Raw genomic sequence first — 17,354 nt, forward strand, 5'->3', positions numbered from 1 at the left:
GCTCCACGACCGGAAAGCTGAAAACCATGACCCGTACGCCCCTGTCCACATCCCTCGACGGTTATGAGGTCTGGTTCGTCACCGGCAGCCAGAACCTCTACGGCGAGGAGACGCTCGCCCAGGTGGCCGAGCAGTCCCGCGCGGTGGTCGAGGGTCTCGCAGGGCTCCCGGTGAAGGTCGTGTGGAAGCCGGTGCTGAAGGATTCCGACAGCATCCGCCGCCTCGCCCTCGAGGTGAACGCCCGGGACGACGTCATCGGCGTCATGGCCTGGATGCACACCTTCAGTCCGGCCAAGATGTGGATCGCCGGGCTCGACGCCCTGCAGAAGCCCCTCCTGCATCTGCACACGCAGGCGAACGTCGAGCTGCCGTGGGCCGACATCGACTTCGATTTCATGAACCTCAATCAGGCCGCCCACGGTGACCGCGAGTTCGGCTACATCCAGACGCGTCTCGGGGTCGCGCGGAAGACCGTCGTCGGGCACGTGTCGAATCCGGCCGTCCAGCGGCAGATCGAGGACTGGCAGCGCGCCGCCGCCGGGTGGACCGCATCGCGCACGCTCAAGCTCGCACGCTTCGGCGACAACATGCGCTACGTCGCCGTCACCGAGGGCGACAAGACCGAGGCCGAGCTGCGGTTCGGCGTGCAGGTCAACACGTGGGGGGTGAACGAGCTCGTCGAGGCGGTGCAGAACGCCACGGATGCCGAGATCGATGCGCTCGTGGAGGAATACGTCGCCTCCTACGACGTCGCGCACGAGCTGCTGCCGGGGGCTGAGCGCCATCAGAGCCTGCGCGACGGGGCGGCCATCGAGCTCGGCCTGAGGTCGTTCCTGGAGGAGGGCGGCTTCGGCGCCTTCACCACGAGCTTCGAGGATCTCGGAGCGCTCACCCAGCTGCCCGGGCTGGCCGTGCAGCGGCTGATGGCCGAGGGCTACGGCTTCGGCGCCGAAGGTGATTGGAAGACAGCGATCCTGGTGCGCGTGGCCAACGTGATGGGCTCGGGACTTCCCGGCGGCGCCAGCTTGATGGAGGACTACACCTACGATCTGGTGCCGGGAGGGGAGCGGATCCTGGGAGCCCACATGCTGGAGGTGTCGCCCTCGCTGACCACGGCGAAGCCGCGCCTCGAAGTGCATGCGCTCGGTATCGGCGGAAAGCAGGATCCGGTGCGGCTCGTCTTCACCGCCGACCCCGGGCCCGCTCTCGTCGTCGCGATGAGCGACATGCGCGACCGGTTCCGCCTCGTGGCGAACGTGGTCGAGAACGTCGAGGCGCCCGATCTTCCGAAGCTGCCGGTCGGTCGCGCGGTGTGGAAGCCCGCGCCGGATTTCGCGACGAGCGCGGCCTGCTGGCTCGAAGCCGGTGCGGCACACCATACGGTGATGACGACGGCCGTCGGCATCGATGTGTTCCGGGACTTCGCCGAGATCGCGCGCACGGAGCTCGTGGTCATCGATGAGGACACGACCGTGCGCGACTTCCGTCGCGAGCTGCGGTGGAATCAGGCCTACTACCGTCTCGCCCAGGGCCTCTGACTCAGGCGAGCCACCCACTTCTCCAGAAAGGCCGACCCATGGCGCACACTCCGCTCTCGGGCACCCAGCACTCTCTTCGAGCCGGCGGCTACGAGGCCGTCATCGCGAGCGTCGGGGCGTCGCTGCGCTCGCTGACGTACGAGGGCCGCAACCTGACGGTGCCGTTCGACGCCGACGAGGTGCGACCGAACTTCCGGGGCGCGACGCTCGCCCCCTGGCCGAACCGCATCATCGACGGACGGTACGTCTTCGGCGGGGTGGAACGTCAGCTCGCACTCACCGAGCCGCGGCGATCGCATGCGCTGCACGGCCTGGCGGGGTGGCTGGAGTTCGAGGCGATCGACAAGGGCGCCTCGCACGTCACGCTCGCCGCCGTGATCGAGCCGCAGATCGGCTACCCGTGGCGGGTGACGGTCACCACGACGTTCGCCCTGAACTCCGAGGGCCTCACGCAGACCGTCATCGCGACGAACGACAGCCGCGAATCCGTCCCCTGGGGGACATCGGCGCACCCGTATCTGAGCGCGGGGGAGTCGGCGCTGGATTCGTGGAGCCTCGAGCTGCCGGCATCCGACGTCCTCGCCGTGGCCGGGGAGCGGCTGCTTCCCGACGGCCTCGGTGGGGTAGACGACTCCGACCCCGAGCGCTTCGACTTCCGCCGGGCGCGTTCTCTGGGCGCCGTCGAGATCGACCACGCCTACACGGGCCTCCTCCCCGACGCCGACGGTCTCACGACGGTACGGGTGACGGATGCCGCGGGCCGAGGCGTGGCGATCATCTGGGATGCCGCATGCCCCTGGGTGCAGGTGCACACGGCCGATCAGCCGGACGGCCCGTCGAATCCGAACCACCGCATCGGCCTGGCCGTCGAGCCGATGACGTGCGCTCCCGACGCGTTCAACGCTGATGCCTATCCGTACGACACCGGGCTGATCGTGATCGAGCCCGGCGGGACGTCCACCGCGCACTGGCGGATCGTCGCGATCGCCTGATCCCTCATCGACCGTCGGGACTCAGTGTCCGTGCTCGACGAAGACGATGTCGTGCCCGCCGTGATCGGGTGCATTCCGGCCGGCCTCGGTGGATCCGAGCGCGGGCGTGACCACCGCGGCGACGACGGTCGCGGCGACGAGCAGACCGAGAATTCCCACGCGGCGGTCCGTGCGGACGCGCCTGCTGCGGACCGCGACCGCGCAGGAGATGCCGCACGCGATCAGGAGAGCGGATGCCGCGGCCACGGCCAGGATGCTCGTACGCTCGGGATCGATCACGAGAGCGGCGGTGCTCAGGACGATCCCTGCGAGAGCAGCGGCGACACCCACGCGAGGAACGATGACTCGCCCTCGCGTGAGTGCCACTGCCCCCCAGGCCAGCCCGCCGATGCCGAGACTCACGAGGGATGCGCCGGTCACCCCCGACCATGCGCCCCATCCCACCCCCGTGAGGAGCCCGGCGCCGAGTGCAAGCTGGAGGAGTGCGGCGCCCCACGCGACCAGTGCCGGCCACGATGCGGTCCAGCGGACCCCATTCATCGTGAGGGCGTCCTGGGCCGCGACGACCGTGTTCCGCGGAGTGACGGATGCCGAGGCATCCGTCACCGTCGCGGAGAGCACCGGGGCGCCGAAGGTCATCAGACCGTCCGGCCCTCGGATGTGCGCAGGACGCGGTCGGCGGCCAGGCCCGTGCCCAGCAGCACGATGGCGCTGGCGAGGTGCAGGAAGTGGTCGGGCGTGTTGAGGGCGAGCACGTTCAGGTCGGTGCCGACGAGGAAGAACCCGACGACGCCGAGCAGCAGGTAGACCGCTCCGATGAGCGAGTTCACGGTCTTGGCGGCGACGACCGACGACAGGCCGGCGATCAGCAGGGCGGCGCCGATGAGCAGGTGCGCGATGTTGTGCAGCGGATTGACCTCGAAGATTCCGAGCAGCAGCCCGCCCTCGGTGGCGATGAAGCTGACGCCGCTGGTGACGGCGAAGCCGAGAGCGCCGACGAGCAGGTAGACCGCGCCGAAGATCGTGGCGACGAGGCGATTGGGTGACTGACGCATGTGCGACCTCCGTGAGTGCTCGCGGCCGGTGCCGCGATACGGGTACTTCGGAGTCGCAGGGGGAACGGATGGGACGGTCACCGTGCGGGGCCGGCGCCGAGGGCGCTCCGGCGCAATGCCAGAAGGCCCCCGAGTACTCTCAGAGGCCCACCGGATGTCCGGCCGCCAGGCCGGGGTCGCGCTCGGATCCGCGGCAGGATCGATCCTCGATCTGATCGGCCCGAATCCGAATGTCGTGCTCCCGCGGCCTCCTTGCCGCGGTCTGCATCTCATCACACACTACGCGGATGGAGCGCTGTCCGGGGTGGGGTTGCGCGCGCGCTTCCGGGTCGCTAACGATCGGCCGATGTTCTTCCGCGTCGGCCGCGAGGTTCTTCCGCTCGTGCGCCTGCGCTGCCAGACTCGGCCCATGCGCTTCGAGACCACGCTGCTGGCCATGGGCAACAACACCGGCATCGAGGTGAGTCCGGAGCAGATCGAGGAATTGGGCGCAGGGAAGCGGCCGGCCCTCGCTGTCGTCGTGAACGGGTTCGCGTACCGCAGCACGGTCGGCGTGATGGCGGGGAGGTTCCTGATCCCGTTCTCGTCCGACAAGCGGGCGGCCACGGGGTTGTCGGGCGGAGACCCGATCACCGTCGACATCGAGGTCGACACGGCCCCGCGCACGGTGGAGGTACCCGATGACCTCGCTGCGGCGCTCGCAGACGCCGGCGCACGGCCCGCTTTCGACGCGCTCTCGCCGAGCAAGGCCAAAGCACACGTGACCAGCGTCACCTCCGCGAAGGCGGAAGACACGCGAGCGCGTCGCATCGCGGCGGTCGTGGCATCCGTCACCGTGTGAGCATTCAGCCGCGACACACTCAGGAAACACACAGAAAACGTTTCTTGCCCCTAACATGAGCGGCATGAACTCTCTGCAGACTCCCTCGCCGATCAGCGCGGACATGTATCAACTCAGCCCCGGTCATTTCATCGTCGGCCTCATCGTCTACATCGTGCTGGTCATCGCCTATTGGAGGATCTTCACGAAGGCCGGCGTCCCCGGCTGGCTGTCGATCATCCCCTTCGTGAACATGTACTTCCTGGTGAAGATCGCCGGTATGAACGGGTGGCTGTTCCTGCTGCTGATCATCCCGATCGTGAACGTCGTGTTCAGCGTGATCCTCGCGATCAAACTCGGTGCCGCGTTCGGCAAGGGTGCGGTGTTCTCGGTCGTCCTGCTCTGGCTGTTCTCCCTCATCGGATACCTCATCCTCGGCTTCGGATCGGCCGAGTACCGCAAGTCCGTCGCCGCCTGAACCTGGCATCGCTCTCGAAGGCCCGCCGGAGACGGCGGGCCTTCGTCGTTCCGGGGGACTCCGGGCGAGCGGCCTGCACGGTAATCTCGAGGTGAGGGAACGGGGTGCGAATGGGTAAGTCCTCGGATGCTGTCGCCGAGGGAGTCTCGATCGCCTCCTCCGCCGCACGACTCGTCGTGCGCAACCACATCCTGGTGGAGACCATCGCCCAGGGTGGACAGTTCGATCGGGAGCAGGTCGCGGACTTCACTCGCGAGACACTGCAGTCGCTGGCGTCGGAGCAGGAACACGCCGCGGCACTGGTGAAGAAGCAGCGCAAGCGGGCGTGGGGCAAGTTCACCGACTCGGACGGCACTCATGACTATCGCGATCGCGACATGCGGAACCTCCGCAAGCGTTACCGGCAGTATGTGCGCGTCGCCGCGAAGCTGCGCGAGATGGCGGACGACCCGGAGACTGTCGGAGCGATCGTCGAAGAAGCGCGGGATGCCGCGTGGGGCGACGTGGAGCAGAATCTGCAGCGTCGCCTCCGCGTGGAGGGGATGACCGCGGACTCGGATCCGGACTACGCCCGGATGCGCACCGCCCGCATGCAGGCGCTGCGGCTGGTTGACCTGCAGCGTCTGGCGGCACACCAGCGGAGCACCGGCAGGGTGCCCAAGAAGAAGCACTGACGCGGGGAAGCAGGCGTGACGGGGTTCCCGCCGATTTCGCGACCACGCGCGGGATGGGCTATTCTGGTCGCTGGCCCGCGCGCCGTTTCGCGCGTGGGTTTTGCGCCCGTAGCTCAATGGATAGAGCATCTGACTACGGATCAGAAGGTTGGGAGTTCGAGTCTCTTCGGGCGCACACTGTGTTGAGACAGTAACAGCAGAAAACCCGCGGAATTCCGCGGGTTTTCTGTGTTAACGGGTGCAGGCCCTGTGAACCCCCCAACGCTCCGAAATGCACCCCTATGTGTGCACGCATGTGTGCACTAGAAGGGTTCTGCGGGCACGCTCGATCGACAGGATCACAGCCATAGCGTGGCGGATCTCTTGCGGGCGCGGCCGGTAGGCGCGACGCGCTGCCTCACAACGCCTCCATCTTCAAAACGGACACAGACACATGTGTGCACTAGGAGTAGTCTGCGGGCATGCCCAAGAGGCGGGACCATGGCCAGGGCGCGCTTTACGAACTGAAAGCGCGCGGACTGTGGCGCGGCGTCGTCGACAACGGCTACACGCCCGACGGGCGCCGACGGCAGCAGTACGTGCACGCCAAGACGCGCGACGACTGCGCGAAGAAGCTTCGCCGACTCATGCAGGAGATCGCCGAGCACGGCGGACCACTGGACCATCACACCCGGGTGTCCGAGCTCGCGGACCTCTGGCTCGCCGATGCGGGAGACCGTCTGAAGCCCAAGACCATGCAGGGCTACCGCTCCCACATCGCCACGAACATCGTTCCTCTCCTCGGTAACCGGATCGTCGCCGACCTGAAGCCATCCGACGTCCGGCGCCTGCACAGTGCGGTTTTCGCCCGCAAGGTCGGACCGGCGACCGTCGCCGGCGCCCACCGTACGTTGTCCGCGCTCCTCAGCTACGCCGTCGACGAAGGACTCATCTCGCGCAACGTCGCCGAATCGGTCGACATGCCCAGGCAGGCCCCCAGCCACAGGGACTCGCTCACCCGCACCGAAGCCGAAGCGCTGCTCTCCGCCGGTGACCCCCGATGGACGCTCGCCCTGCTCTCCGGCGCGCGCGATGGCGAGATCCGGGCGCTGCGCACCTCGGACCTGGATCTTGAGAGGGGCATCGCGCACATCTCCTGGAGCCTTGCCGAAGTCACGTCCCGGCACGGCTGCGGCGGCACCTGCGGGCACGTGCGCGCCGGGACGTGTCCACAGCGTGTCCTTGACATCGCCCCTAACCTCGAAGCTCGCGAACTGGAGGGCCGGTGGGTCGCGGTGCGACCGAAGTCCTCGCAGCCACGGCACGCGCCGCTCACGCCCGAGCTGGTCAGCCTGCTGCGCGCACACCTGGATGCTGCGGACGGCGCGAATCCACACGATCTCGTTTGGCACCGCGCCGACGGCAAGCCGCTGTCCAACACCGACAGCAACATCGCGTTCCGCGCCGCTCTCGAGGGCGCCGGCATCGACCGACCCGCGACCGTGCACTGGCTGCGGCACACCTATACGACGATGGCTGAGCATGCTGGCATCCCGTGGGTCGTGTACTCACGGATCTCCGGACACGGGTCCGAGGACATCTCCCGCCGGTACACGCACCAGCTCGAGCAGGAATCGCAAGATGGAGTCGCCACACTCGAAGCGTTCCTGCGAACGAGCTAAGGAGTCGGAAGGTGTTCGGGGTGGGTCGGGAGCGCCTCGACGAACCGTTGCAACTCGGAGATCAGATACAGCGGCTTGGAGCCGGAGAAGTGCGGGACGACGTCACCTAATCGCACGTGCTGGCGCAGCCGCGAGGGGCTGATACCGAGGATCTCGGCCGCGGTGACGTGGTCGACGGAGACGCGGTCGCGGATTGCGGTGACCATCAGCCCGCCGCCCTACCCATCGACCCGTCGACCGGCGACGTAGGCCATGCCTTCGAGGCGTCCGGCGTCGCGGGCTTTGCTGATCCAGTCCGCGGCGGTGCGGTGGGGGATGCCCATTTCGTTCTGTACGGCTTGGGTGGGGGGGAGGCCGGAGAGGGCGGCGACGCCGTAGACGATCTCGACCGCGTCCATGCGGGCTTCAGTGTTCTTCCGCTGACGCAGCTGCGCAACGATGAACGGTGGGAGGATCCGGTCTGCAGAGAGGGCGAACTCGCTGGCTTTGACCCAGTGCCCATCGTCGAGCGCGTCGAAGGTGATGCACTCGGGGGCGGACGCTTTCAACACGTCCGCAGTACGGGCGAGCCGCAATCGGACCGCGTTGACTTCTTCGCCTGGTCGGGCGCGGAAGGTTGCTTCGGCGATCACGTAGCGGCCGTCAGTAGGGGAGTAGTGCACTTCGATGTTCGTGTCGAAGGGAACGTCGGGTTGTTCGGTGGCGGTGGCACGGAATGTCGGCACGATCCGTAGTCCGGTGCCGATCGGCAGGGTGGCATCACGGGTTCGGATCTTGGAGCCGGTGAGGGTTCGCACGTCGACTTTCACCTCCCTAGTGTTGCGTAACCAAGCCACAGCCTTACATGTCTAAGGGTGGCACAGATATTCGTGGTGCGAAAGGTCGGCGCTACCACGTCCTAGGCTCAGCCTCATGCGTGGGGTGCGAAGTGCGGTGGTCTTGATCATGGCGGGTTTGCTGGTGGGGTGCGCACCTCAACCCCCGGCCGGTTCCGCGACGTCGTCCACTCCCGCTGCGGACGCGCAGGTGAGATTCGCGTCCGTGGTCGACGGCGACACGATCGAGACCAGCGAGGGCACCGTGCGAATCATCGGGGTCGATGCGCCTGAGCGCGGCGCATGCGGGTACGCGGAAGCGTCGGCGTTCATCGCGTCTCTGCTCAGCGAGGGCGACCCCATCATCCTGACCCTCCCTGACGGGCAGAACGACGAGGACCGGCACGGCAGGATGCTCCGCTACGTCGACACCGAACCGGGTGTCGATGTCGGGTCGTCGATACTTGCGGCCGGCCTTGGCATCGCCCGGTACGACTCGACGGACGGTTACCCCTCCCACCCCCGCGAGGCGGACTACCACGCCGCGCAGATCGCGACATCCGACGCCGCGGGGGCCGTTACGACCGTCGCTTGCAAGGCCGCGGCTGACGCAGCAGAGCAGGCGAGGATCGCGGCAGAACAACAGGCCGCGGAAGTGCCGGACCCTGCGCCGGTGGCCGAGGAGTGGTGGCGGCAATACACGTCCTGCACGAAGCTCAAGAACAACGCCAACGGAAACCCCACCGGCCCCTTCTCACGAAACAACCCCTCAGAGGCCGCGATCTACGACTGGTTCGCCAACGGCACAGGCAACAACGGCGACGGCGAAGGCGACGGCCTCGCCTGCGAATGAGAGCCAGCAGTCTCGCGACTGTTCCGGTAGTTCGAACTTCCGCGATCCGGCCACCGCAGCGCGCAATGCCATGCCGTACCTGCGCCATCCGTAACGCCCGCCTCATGCGCCATCGCAGGACATGCAAGATCCACACGGTACAGAGGAGTAGGTAGCGGCGTTTGAGGGCGGCCAACTAGCGCTTGGCATCCACCCATCAACGTGGCGGATGGCAAGACACTCTCATTTCGTACCCGATAGAGATCCCAATCTGATTTCGAGCCCGACGGAGGATGGTTCAACGAGACGCTGAACGATGCCATTCTTCTAAGCCGTCGAAGACCGTCTCGATGACGTCCCGAGGTCGTCGTGCGTCGACTCCGACGATGGCGCGCGGTGTCCGACCAGAAGCGTCGACCCAAGTGCCTACGGCGGGTTCTTCGCGAACATCGAACCGAACCGCAACGGCATGCCCGGCTACGGATGTCCGCACACCCAGCAAAAGTCCGTCGGCATCGGACTCGATCGTCGTCAGGCCGCTCGCTGCCTTCGCGACCGTATGCAACGCATCACGGACACTCTCGACGGGAGATGGGACGATCAACCACCCAGACGCGGCAGGATCACCGATACGAGTCACCGGACCAATAACGACTGAGCGACGTAGACGATCTGCCACACGCGAACCATACGCCTAACCGGCGGCTTCTAATCGTGACCGCAGGGCGGATCCTTTGGGGACGGCAGCCCCGTCGTCTAGTTGCGGTCGGCTCGATCGCGCGAGTGTCTAGCCGTTACATCAACTGGCTTCACTCGCAAGGCGGGAAGGCGCGACACCAGCATGGCTCCGACGATGAGCGTGATGTCGATCAAGATGCAAGCGACCAGGAACGCCGATCCTGGCCCGGTCTCACCGCGCGTCAGCTTCTCAACTCCCGGAACTCCGAGAAGTAGGCCGCTCAGTCCGACCGCGACGATCGAACAGACCAACAAAAGCAGCAACCGGACTCGGGGTGCACTCATTTCTTGATTGTCCACCTTCAGCGACCGCAGAAGGTTCAGCCTCAGGACTGTCAGCACGCGCCGGGCGCGTTCCGATTCGCGGCGAGGTCAAATGCGATCGGCGAGTCAGTTGGCCGTCGCGAGGAACAGGAGGCGCGGCGGCGTGTCCAGCGTACGAGGACGTCAGACTGTCATCTAGCGCCGTTTCGCCGCCCAACGCTTTCCGCCACGTTTATCTAAGGCCGATTATCGACATTCGTGGGTCAGAGGGGGAGTCCGCCCTCTTGTGGGTGATGGCGGGGGAAGTATCCTGGTCGCGGAGGCATGTGATGAGTCCCGTCGGCGGATCGCCAGGTAGACGCCTGCGTGGCGCGCCAGGTCGTGCGCAGGAGGAGGACATCACATGCAGGTGCGGTCAGGAGTACGCAATTCTCGCCTCCGCTGTAGATCTGGCACGTTGCCCGAATCGTAAGTGCAAATTGCCGACACGCCTGCTTCCGCTCGCAAGTTAGATCTACTCAGTTCTCTTGATTGCTAGCGTGAGTACATCGGCGAAGCGCTAAAGGAATTCGGGAGTCGGCTTCAAGCCATCGGCTTGTTGCCGACCGCGCTTGCCGTTGGTGTTTTGGTTTTCCTGATTGCCGCGGATGCGCCGAGCACGCCGCTCACGCTCGGCACCATTCAGGCGGGTGCGGCAGCAGTTGGCGCCGTTGGGGTCATCATCATCTTCGCGGTGTCCGCTGCCGTGGCAATCTCGCTCCAGCCTTTGCAGTTCCGCCTGGTGCAGCTTTTAGAAGGCTACTGGCCGGCCTGGTTCCCACTGTGGATAGCTCGTGTGGGCGTTCGTCTGGAGATGTGTCGCCGTGATCGAGTATCGAGCCGGTTGCAGTCCACTCGTCGCCCCACCTCCGAGGCGGCCGCCATTACGGGTCGGGAACGGAAGCAAGCCGCCGAGACGCAACTTCGACAGCGATTCCCGGCTGACGACCGCCTCCTACCGACCGCGTTAGGGAACGCTCTCCGCGCGGCCGAAGACAGCGTCGGGAAGCGATACGGCCTGGAGAGCGTGGTGATGTGGCCACGGCTGTTCCAGGTGCTGCCCGAGAGAGTTAGGGCCGGTGTTGACGACGAGGTCACCCAGCTCGACGTGTCTGTTCGCCTCGCCGTCACGTGGACCGCGGCAGGAGTGGCCAGTTCGTTCCTGTTGCTCCGTGACTGGTCGTCGCTGGCCACGTACCCCTTGTGGGTCCTGGTGCCAGTCGGCATTTTCGTGCTCGCACGGCTTGCCTATCAGTCGGCCGTCGAGTCGGCGATCGCGCACGGCGGCGATCTCGAGGTCGCGGTCGATTTGTACCGGGCCCGAGTAATCGACGCGATGCGCCTGCGCCCAACGACCTCGCTTCAGCAGGAGATTGATGTGTTCGGTGAACTCACCGAACTGTTCCAGTCCACATCCCCATCTGAGCTCGATCTCAATTTCGACCCGAAAGCGCGCGCAGGCGGACCAGCAGACTGAGTCGCGATCTACTCGTGGTCGAGTCGAGAATCCGTCCCGCGGATCGCTTGCGTACGGGTACGTTTCGGCCGCACATGCGGGTCCCGCAGCGCACTTAGAGAGCACTGGCGCTGGGCGGGCGGCGCGCTCACACGAAGAACTTGGTTAGTCGCAGTTGGCCCCCCACGCCTCTCCACTCAACGAGCATGGCCGCGATCGCTGGACCACCTAGCAGGTCGTGGACTATGAGCCCGAAACCCTCGCCCGGCTGAACGACTCCGGGAAACTCGGAGCGCAATGTAATCGTCTTGCCACCGGATGGGACGCGGATATCGACGATCTCAATCGGGTGCTCCGTCAGGTTTCTGATTGCCGTTTGCGAGCCGTGGGCGACGAGCTCGAGAGGCTGTGTTTGATCGGACGTTCCGAGGCGCGGCACAATCGATGGCTCGTTGGTGGGCGCGTCCGTCGTAGTCGACGAGGACTGGGCGACCTCGTTCAGTCCCTTCCTGGTTCTGATGTCTCGGAGGAAGGCGATGACGGCTACGGCGCTAGCCGCGATTGATCCGACGGCGCCGAGGTAGGCGGGAAAAACGCTCGCCCAGAACATCGACCAATCCATATTCGCAGGTTAGCTCGCGGCACCGACGCTGTGGGCGATCGTGTAGTTGGTAAAGAGCCCGCTAGCCGGTCCCTCAGAGCTACAGACTCCGGCCCGGATGAGGATCGGCTATTGGACTTCGTCGCTGTTCAATGTTTCCGTTTCGCCAGCACTGCTCCGACGGCTCGCGCCCGGATCAAGAATGTAAACGGCACACCCTCCGCCGAACAGAAGCGCCGCACCAACACCTGCCGCGAGTGACCAGCCCAGCTGGAGACCGAGGCTCTGCGCGCCGAGGAAGGCAGTGACCGCGCTACCAAGTCCGATGACGAGAGTCCAGAACCAAGCCCAAGGCTTTGAGTACATAACGCGTACCGTACAGCGATCCCCCGCTGGCGGGCCCATGAGTTCGCGATCGCTTAGGCGTGAAATGCAAGTCGGTGCGGGGAGCGTACTCGCTATCTGTGTCTTAGCTATGCCACCGATGAGTCAGAGGCGCGCGGCTGGCTCACTAGCGCAGCGGCTGCGGGCCTGAGTGGAACTCAGCGTCGAATGCGACCGATGGATTGGTGAAGGGTGCGACGCCAGGTTGAAGCTGATCCGCGATCTCGCCACCGTCGCCTGCCTGCCTGCCTGCCTGCCTGCCTGCCTGCCTGCCTGCCTGCTCGTTGAGTCAGTGACCTTTTTCCACCACTACTGAAGCGGCGGCGCACAGTCTCACGCGGAGACGGTCTGCGCGCGCTCTGGCCCGACCATGACAAGGAGCGCGCGGGTTCCCGAGCCGCTTTCGTAAACCCAGTCCCGAAGTGGAGGCTTTTCGCGGAGCTCTCCCGGGGGTTTCCCACTGCTCGAGCCGTCAGCCCAGAGCATGTCGATGGGGTCCCAGAGTGGATCGACGAACCGGAACGACGAGCTCGTTGTTCCGTATCCCGCTTCCGCGTTGTGGGTCAGGTCATCGGCATCACCTCCGTCGGATGGACCGACTCTAGGGCGAGGGTTCCCGTAGCGCTTCAGGAGCTTCGCGACGATTGCCGGGTCCGCCTTTCCTCCCCATGTGCTATCTGCGTTCGGGTCCTCACTGGCGTTCGGCGAGTCAGGATCGTCGGGATCTGGCGCCGGATCGGGCGGCGGGTCCTTTGGCGCTTCAGTGGTGGTGGTCGGAGTCGTCTCCTTCTTGCTCTCGTAGGTCTCCGCCGCGATGTATATGGCGACCCCGGCCGCTATCACCAATCCCACGCCGGTCAACAGTGAAGCGGCCCCCAACACACCGATGACAGCCCCGGCAGTGGCCCCGGCGACCTGCGCGATGAAGATGTTGGTGTCGTGCTGATTAACGGCGGACACGCGGTCGCGGTTCGTAGTGAAACTTGGCGACCCGCCCCCGTCTGGGCCGGATCCGCCACCGTAATGACCGCCCCCAAACGGGTCATCGTGCGGACCGGGGGCTGAGAGGCCGTCCGGACCTTCTTCGCCGTGCGCGCCGCCGGAATTCTCGCCGACGCCGTGGCCGCCGCCCACGCCAAGGTCTGCCGCGGCCGCTTCGAACCAGTGGTCTCGGTCGCCGAGCCAACCCGACATACTGCCAGTCCCGAGGACTCCCTCAGTGAAGGAGCTTTTGAGGTCCTCCACCGATGACTTGTTGATTTGCTTACGAACGGGGTCCAACGCGTCCGCGTCTCGCGCAAGCTTCTCTCGGTCTTCGTCCGACAGCATCAAGTTTTCCGGCGGCCACGTAGCGGACAGTGAACCGTCTCGATGCTGAACCAGAGCTGGCGCTTCCTCGATGAATCCGCTCGTCGCGGTCATTTCGGCGACGAGGTCGAGGACGCCTTCACGAACTGCCGAGGGCGCGTCATAGGCGACGAAGTTTGCCAGTGACAAAGCAACGCCCTCGAGTCCTGGCCTGTGGACGAGCGCGTACCTGTCCCTAATGACGGCCGCAGCGGCGATCTGAATCCAAATGTCGGCGCGTCGCAGCTGCTCTGTGAGCTGGGTCTGCACTGCGACGTGCTGAATGAATGCCTCAGCGCCGGACGTCCGCATCGCCAGCGTGCTGGTGACCACCGACTCGTCGAATTGCGCGCGAGATGCTAGTTCCTCGAGAAGCACCAACACGCTGGCGATTGGCAATCGCGCGGCGGTCGCGCGTGATGCGTAAATCGGGCCAGTAGCGGTTAGCGCAATGAGACCCCTGTTGGGCCTTTTGACGTCCACCTCGTCTCCCTTCGATTCGCCGAACGCGCCATATTGTCCTCCGCGCACGTGTCGCGCACTAGAGGGTCTCGTGCACTGTGGCAGATGCTGTTCATGCTCGTGCTCGTAGTGTTCGGCGCAGCGGCTTTTGCGTCGGCTGCGCGCTACCTCCGTAGATAGGCACGGGAAGACGGCTACCTGCGTCGCTCAACGAGCGGAGTGTCGCTCGCGGTTGACCTCGAATCTGCCGCGGGAGGTTCCCGACGGAATGGTCGCGGGGTCGGGATTGGTGGGCGTGTGGACCGTTGGGGGATGATCGTTCGCGAACTCTATGAGTTCCGTCCGCAACCGAGGTCGCTTAGCGCGACAGTTCCAGTCCCATGGGTGGATCCTTTAGAGGCGCCTGGTTGTGGTCGCCTGTTGCTGTCGTTCGATTGTCCGGTAGATGGTGGACCGGGCGACATTGAAGAGTTCTGCGAGCTCCGCCGTTGAGTGCGTACCCGCGTCGTGCACCTCCATTAGGTGGCGCTGCTGGGCTGTTGACAGCTTGGGTTGCTTCCCGCGGAGGTGGCCTTTGGCTTTAGCCACCTGCATTCCTTCGCGGGTTCGGGCGCGGATCAAGTCCGATTCGAACTCGGCGACCATGGCGAGGACGTTGAACAGCAACCGGCCCACAGGGTCGAGTGGATCGTGTACCGAGCCTCCGATGCTCAACTTGACATGCTTCGATGTCAACTCATCGATGATGTCCTTCGCATCGCGGAGTGACCGAGCTAGCCGGTCGAGCTTTGCAACGACGAGGGTGTCTCCGTTGCGGCATGCGGCCAGCGCTTCGCGAAGACCGGGTCGCGCGCGATTCGTGCCGGTCAAACCGTGGTCGGTGTAGATGTCCGCGGGGTCGACGCCGAGCCTTTCGAGGGCGATCTTTTGTGCGGTGAGATCTTGTTCGTATGTGGACACGCGCGCGTATCCGATCAGTAATTCATTCATGCCCGAAGACTTCTCCCACGAGATCGCTTGGGCTAGACATCAGCTCACCCAAGCAATCGGTCGGAGACCCCTCGAATCACTGACGAACCGGTCCGCGAACTTCTATGTCTCGGTGATCTCATGCTCCGTCAGGTGGAAATCGCCGGACCAGCCCATGCAGCGAAGGTGCCAGTGGTCGCGTAGCTTCATCGCATGCCCGATGATGAAGCCACGCCTGCCGGGGTCCCGCCCGCGAATGGACGGGTCGAGTTGTCTGCGCAGCTCAATCAGATCACCGAGGAACTTGAAGAGATCGCTCGGCGCAGATTGAGACGTCTACCCAATTCGTGGACTTTGGCCGTCGAACGTCGATCCGAAGAACTTGAGGCGCAAGCAGACCTGCTCCGCGCTGTACTGCAGCAGCCGCCGGCCACGGGGCGACCTCCGAGGTCGAGCTGGGCCGGCTGGGTCGTCCTCATCGCCGCCGTCCTTGCCGTCTGTGCGACGCTCATAGTGGTCATTCCACAACTTCCAGCGTAGAAGCGACCCGTCCGAACCGCGTCAGGTCGGGGTGCAGAGCGCTAGCGGCATTCACAAGGACTAGAGCCCGTTGCGATCCGGAGGGCGCGACTCATCGAGTACGCCACGACCCGGCGCACGGGCCGACCGTCTCCCCGGCGTCAATGCGATGACGACATCGATGATCAAGACATTTGACAGAGGTGGCAGCACCGGGCCGGGCGTGATGGCGCGAGGCTAGCGGCAATAGCGCAAACGGATCCTGAAGCGAATCGCTCGTTGGCTATTCGGTGCGACCCGGATCTGGTTTCTCAGTCGCCCGGCCAGAGAATGTCCCCCGCCTTAACTCGCGTACGTGCCATGCCACCCAGAGGATGTCATACGCGAGTAGAGCGCCAAGAAAAATAACGAGGATGGGCGACGCACCAGTATGGATGGACCAAATCACCCCTGCGGCGAGAGGGATTGCCAACACGGCGCGAACCCAGGTACCCGTCACGATCAGCCGGCGAAGGCGAGCAGGGTCGCCAGGGAGAGTGATATCTCGCACGACGCGAGCCTAGGGTGAATCACCTCCACTGCGCCAAGACTGTCCGCTGCTCCCGTGGGCCGCCAGCGATTCCCCGTGATGGGTCCCTCAGCGCGATGGTTCCTGTGCATGAGCGGATACCGTGCGGAACAAGACGCCAATTAATGAGTCGTTTGTCCGAACTTCTTTAGTCGAAGCCTCAGGGTTACGAGGGTGATGACGAGACCGATGTCGATGACGGCCAGTGCAACAACGATGATCATTAGGAGCTGACGCGCTCCCGTTTCAGCTCCACTGGCAAATCCGGATACGAGGCCCAGCGCGATAGTCACGATTGTCAAAGCGCCGGCTAGTTGAAAAACGATGCGTTCCAGTCGACGACGTCGTCGATCGGTATTCGACGTAGGGTCTGCGGCCACGCGAACAAATCTAGTCCGTGCGCCGCAGCAACACAGACCGTGAGGGGATCGTCAATCGGCTATGGGAACGGCCGATGGGAGGGGGTGCTACAAGCGACGTCGCCATAGGAAGGCATGGACCGCTAGGCCAAGGAATACCACCCCGACGGCAATGAGTAACCCGTTCCAGCCCCACCCAGGAAGATTGAGCACGTTCCCGTCGGACACCTTGGATAGCTCCTCGGAGGTTTGAGTGACTGCGAGGACTATTCCCAATAGGAGGCACATGATGCCTAACACTGCGGGAGCAAACACGGCCTCCCTCGAGGGCCGTCGTGCCGGGCGTGCCATTCCGTAACTGTAGGCCTCACCCGCAGTGATCATCGACATCCTCGATGAGGATCTGCTTGCGCCAACCCAACTGTCCCGTTCGACTGACGGAAGGCGGGACTGGAGGGTCACGGCACCCCCGACCGTCATCGAGCGGTCGCGACTCTCGGCAAACCTCGGGCACGGCTACCCTCCCTGACGACATCGAGCGACCGCTCGAAACGCGTCCGGACTCGGTGACTATGCCTGCTGGCGAAGTCACGCGGGCTGAGCAAAACCGGGATATGTCACCTGATAAGCACTCAATAGACGGTTGGTCAGCTCAAAAGATCATTCCCGGAAGCGGATCCGTTTGCGCGGCGAAGGGAGCAGCGGGGCGCCCAGGCAATCGGGTCGTCCGTACTGCGCTACTGACGGCCAGCGTCGCGGCCGTGCTCGAGCTCGAACTGGGTG

The 17,354-nt window shown here is 65.0% G+C and carries 15 protein-coding genes and 1 tRNA gene; 9 read left to right on the forward strand and 7 right to left on the reverse strand.

The features are described from left to right. The first annotated feature begins 26 nt into the window (after positions 1 to 26). Complete coding sequence (gene araA, locus ACFXOO_RS00770; protein ID WP_378852335.1) at positions 27 to 1,538, forward strand: L-arabinose isomerase; 1,512 nt, start codon at positions 27 to 29, stop codon at positions 1,536 to 1,538. 38 nt (positions 1,539 to 1,576) lie between these two features. After that, positions 1,577 to 2,530: an aldose 1-epimerase family protein gene (locus ACFXOO_RS00775; protein ID WP_394562478.1), complete on the forward strand. Its 954-nt coding sequence runs from the start codon at positions 1,577 to 1,579 to the stop codon at positions 2,528 to 2,530. A gap of 21 nt (positions 2,531 to 2,551) precedes the next feature. On the opposite strand, the gene ACFXOO_RS00780 is transcribed toward ACFXOO_RS00775, so the two are convergent. Together ACFXOO_RS00780 and ACFXOO_RS00785 are read right to left on the reverse strand one after the other, a co-directional pair. Continuing rightward, on the reverse strand, positions 2,552 to 3,169 hold the full coding sequence (locus ACFXOO_RS00780; RefSeq protein ID WP_394562479.1) for a hypothetical protein: 618 nt from the start codon (positions 3,167 to 3,169) through the stop codon (positions 2,552 to 2,554). After that, positions 3,169 to 3,585 carry a DUF4383 domain-containing protein gene (locus ACFXOO_RS00785; RefSeq protein ID WP_378843660.1) on the reverse strand — a complete coding sequence of 139 codons (417 nt, stop codon included), beginning with the start codon at positions 3,583 to 3,585 and terminating at the stop codon, positions 3,169 to 3,171. Before ACFXOO_RS00785 ends, ACFXOO_RS00780 begins: the two co-directional genes overlap by 1 nt. Before the next feature lie 409 nt (positions 3,586 to 3,994). On the opposite strand from ACFXOO_RS00785, the gene ACFXOO_RS00790 reads away from it, so the two are divergent. The 5 genes from ACFXOO_RS00790 (at position 3,995) to ACFXOO_RS00810 (ending at position 7,218) form a co-directional block, all read left to right on the forward strand. Continuing rightward, positions 3,995 to 4,426, forward strand: a complete 432-nt coding sequence (locus ACFXOO_RS00790) for a YdeI/OmpD-associated family protein (protein ID WP_394562480.1) — start codon at positions 3,995 to 3,997, stop codon at positions 4,424 to 4,426. Between the two features lie 64 nt (positions 4,427 to 4,490). Continuing rightward, positions 4,491 to 4,883: a DUF5684 domain-containing protein gene (locus tag ACFXOO_RS00795; protein WP_378843664.1), complete on the forward strand. Its 393-nt coding sequence runs from the start codon at positions 4,491 to 4,493 to the stop codon at positions 4,881 to 4,883. Positions 4,884 to 4,993: 110 nt separating this feature from the next. After that, on the forward strand, positions 4,994 to 5,557 hold the full coding sequence (locus ACFXOO_RS00800; protein ID WP_378843666.1) for an asparagine synthase: 564 nt from the start codon (positions 4,994 to 4,996) through the stop codon (positions 5,555 to 5,557). A gap of 102 nt (positions 5,558 to 5,659) precedes the next feature. Further along, positions 5,660 to 5,732, forward strand: a tRNA-Arg gene (locus tag ACFXOO_RS00805). A 286-nt stretch (positions 5,733 to 6,018) separates the two neighbouring features. Next, positions 6,019 to 7,218, forward strand: a complete 1,200-nt coding sequence (locus ACFXOO_RS00810) for a tyrosine-type recombinase/integrase (RefSeq protein WP_394562482.1) — start codon at positions 6,019 to 6,021, stop codon at positions 7,216 to 7,218. Here ACFXOO_RS00810 and ACFXOO_RS00815 read toward each other — a convergent pair. Both ACFXOO_RS00815 and ACFXOO_RS00820 read right to left on the reverse strand, forming a co-directional pair. After that, entirely contained in the window at positions 7,215 to 7,424 is a 210-nt protein-coding gene (locus tag ACFXOO_RS00815; RefSeq protein ID WP_394562483.1) for a helix-turn-helix domain-containing protein, read from the reverse strand. The two genes, ACFXOO_RS00810 and ACFXOO_RS00815, sit on opposite strands and share 4 nt — an antisense overlap. A 12-nt stretch (positions 7,425 to 7,436) precedes the next feature. After that, positions 7,437 to 8,027, reverse strand: a complete 591-nt coding sequence (locus ACFXOO_RS00820; protein WP_394562484.1) for a hypothetical protein — start codon at positions 8,025 to 8,027, stop codon at positions 7,437 to 7,439. 103 nt (positions 8,028 to 8,130) lie between these two features. On the opposite strand from ACFXOO_RS00820, the gene ACFXOO_RS00825 reads away from it, so the two are divergent. Then, entirely contained in the window at positions 8,131 to 8,886 is a 756-nt protein-coding gene (locus tag ACFXOO_RS00825) for a thermonuclease family protein (RefSeq protein ID WP_394562485.1), read from the forward strand. 1,576 nt (positions 8,887 to 10,462) lie between these two features. Next, on the forward strand, positions 10,463 to 11,383 hold the full coding sequence (locus ACFXOO_RS00830; protein WP_394562487.1) for a hypothetical protein: 921 nt from the start codon (positions 10,463 to 10,465) through the stop codon (positions 11,381 to 11,383). Positions 11,384 to 11,510: 127 nt separating this feature from the next. Here ACFXOO_RS00830 and ACFXOO_RS00835 read toward each other — a convergent pair whose 3' ends face one another. From ACFXOO_RS00835 to ACFXOO_RS00845, 3 genes are all read right to left on the reverse strand, one after another. Continuing rightward, on the reverse strand, positions 11,511 to 11,984 hold the full coding sequence (locus ACFXOO_RS00835) for a hypothetical protein (protein ID WP_394562488.1): 474 nt from the start codon (positions 11,982 to 11,984) through the stop codon (positions 11,511 to 11,513). A gap of 696 nt (positions 11,985 to 12,680) precedes the next feature. Further along, positions 12,681 to 14,078 carry a hypothetical protein gene (locus ACFXOO_RS00840; protein ID WP_394562489.1) on the reverse strand — a complete coding sequence of 466 codons (1,398 nt, stop codon included), beginning with the start codon at positions 14,076 to 14,078 and terminating at the stop codon, positions 12,681 to 12,683. A 471-nt stretch (positions 14,079 to 14,549) separates the two neighbouring features. Then, positions 14,550 to 15,146, reverse strand: a complete 597-nt coding sequence (locus ACFXOO_RS00845) for a recombinase family protein (RefSeq protein WP_394562491.1) — start codon at positions 15,144 to 15,146, stop codon at positions 14,550 to 14,552. Positions 15,147 to 17,354 lie beyond the last annotated feature (2,208 nt).

The sequence above is a fragment of the Microbacterium sp. P03 genome (assembly GCF_043556235.1).
Taxonomy (GTDB): Bacteria; Actinomycetota; Actinomycetes; order Actinomycetales; family Microbacteriaceae; genus Microbacterium.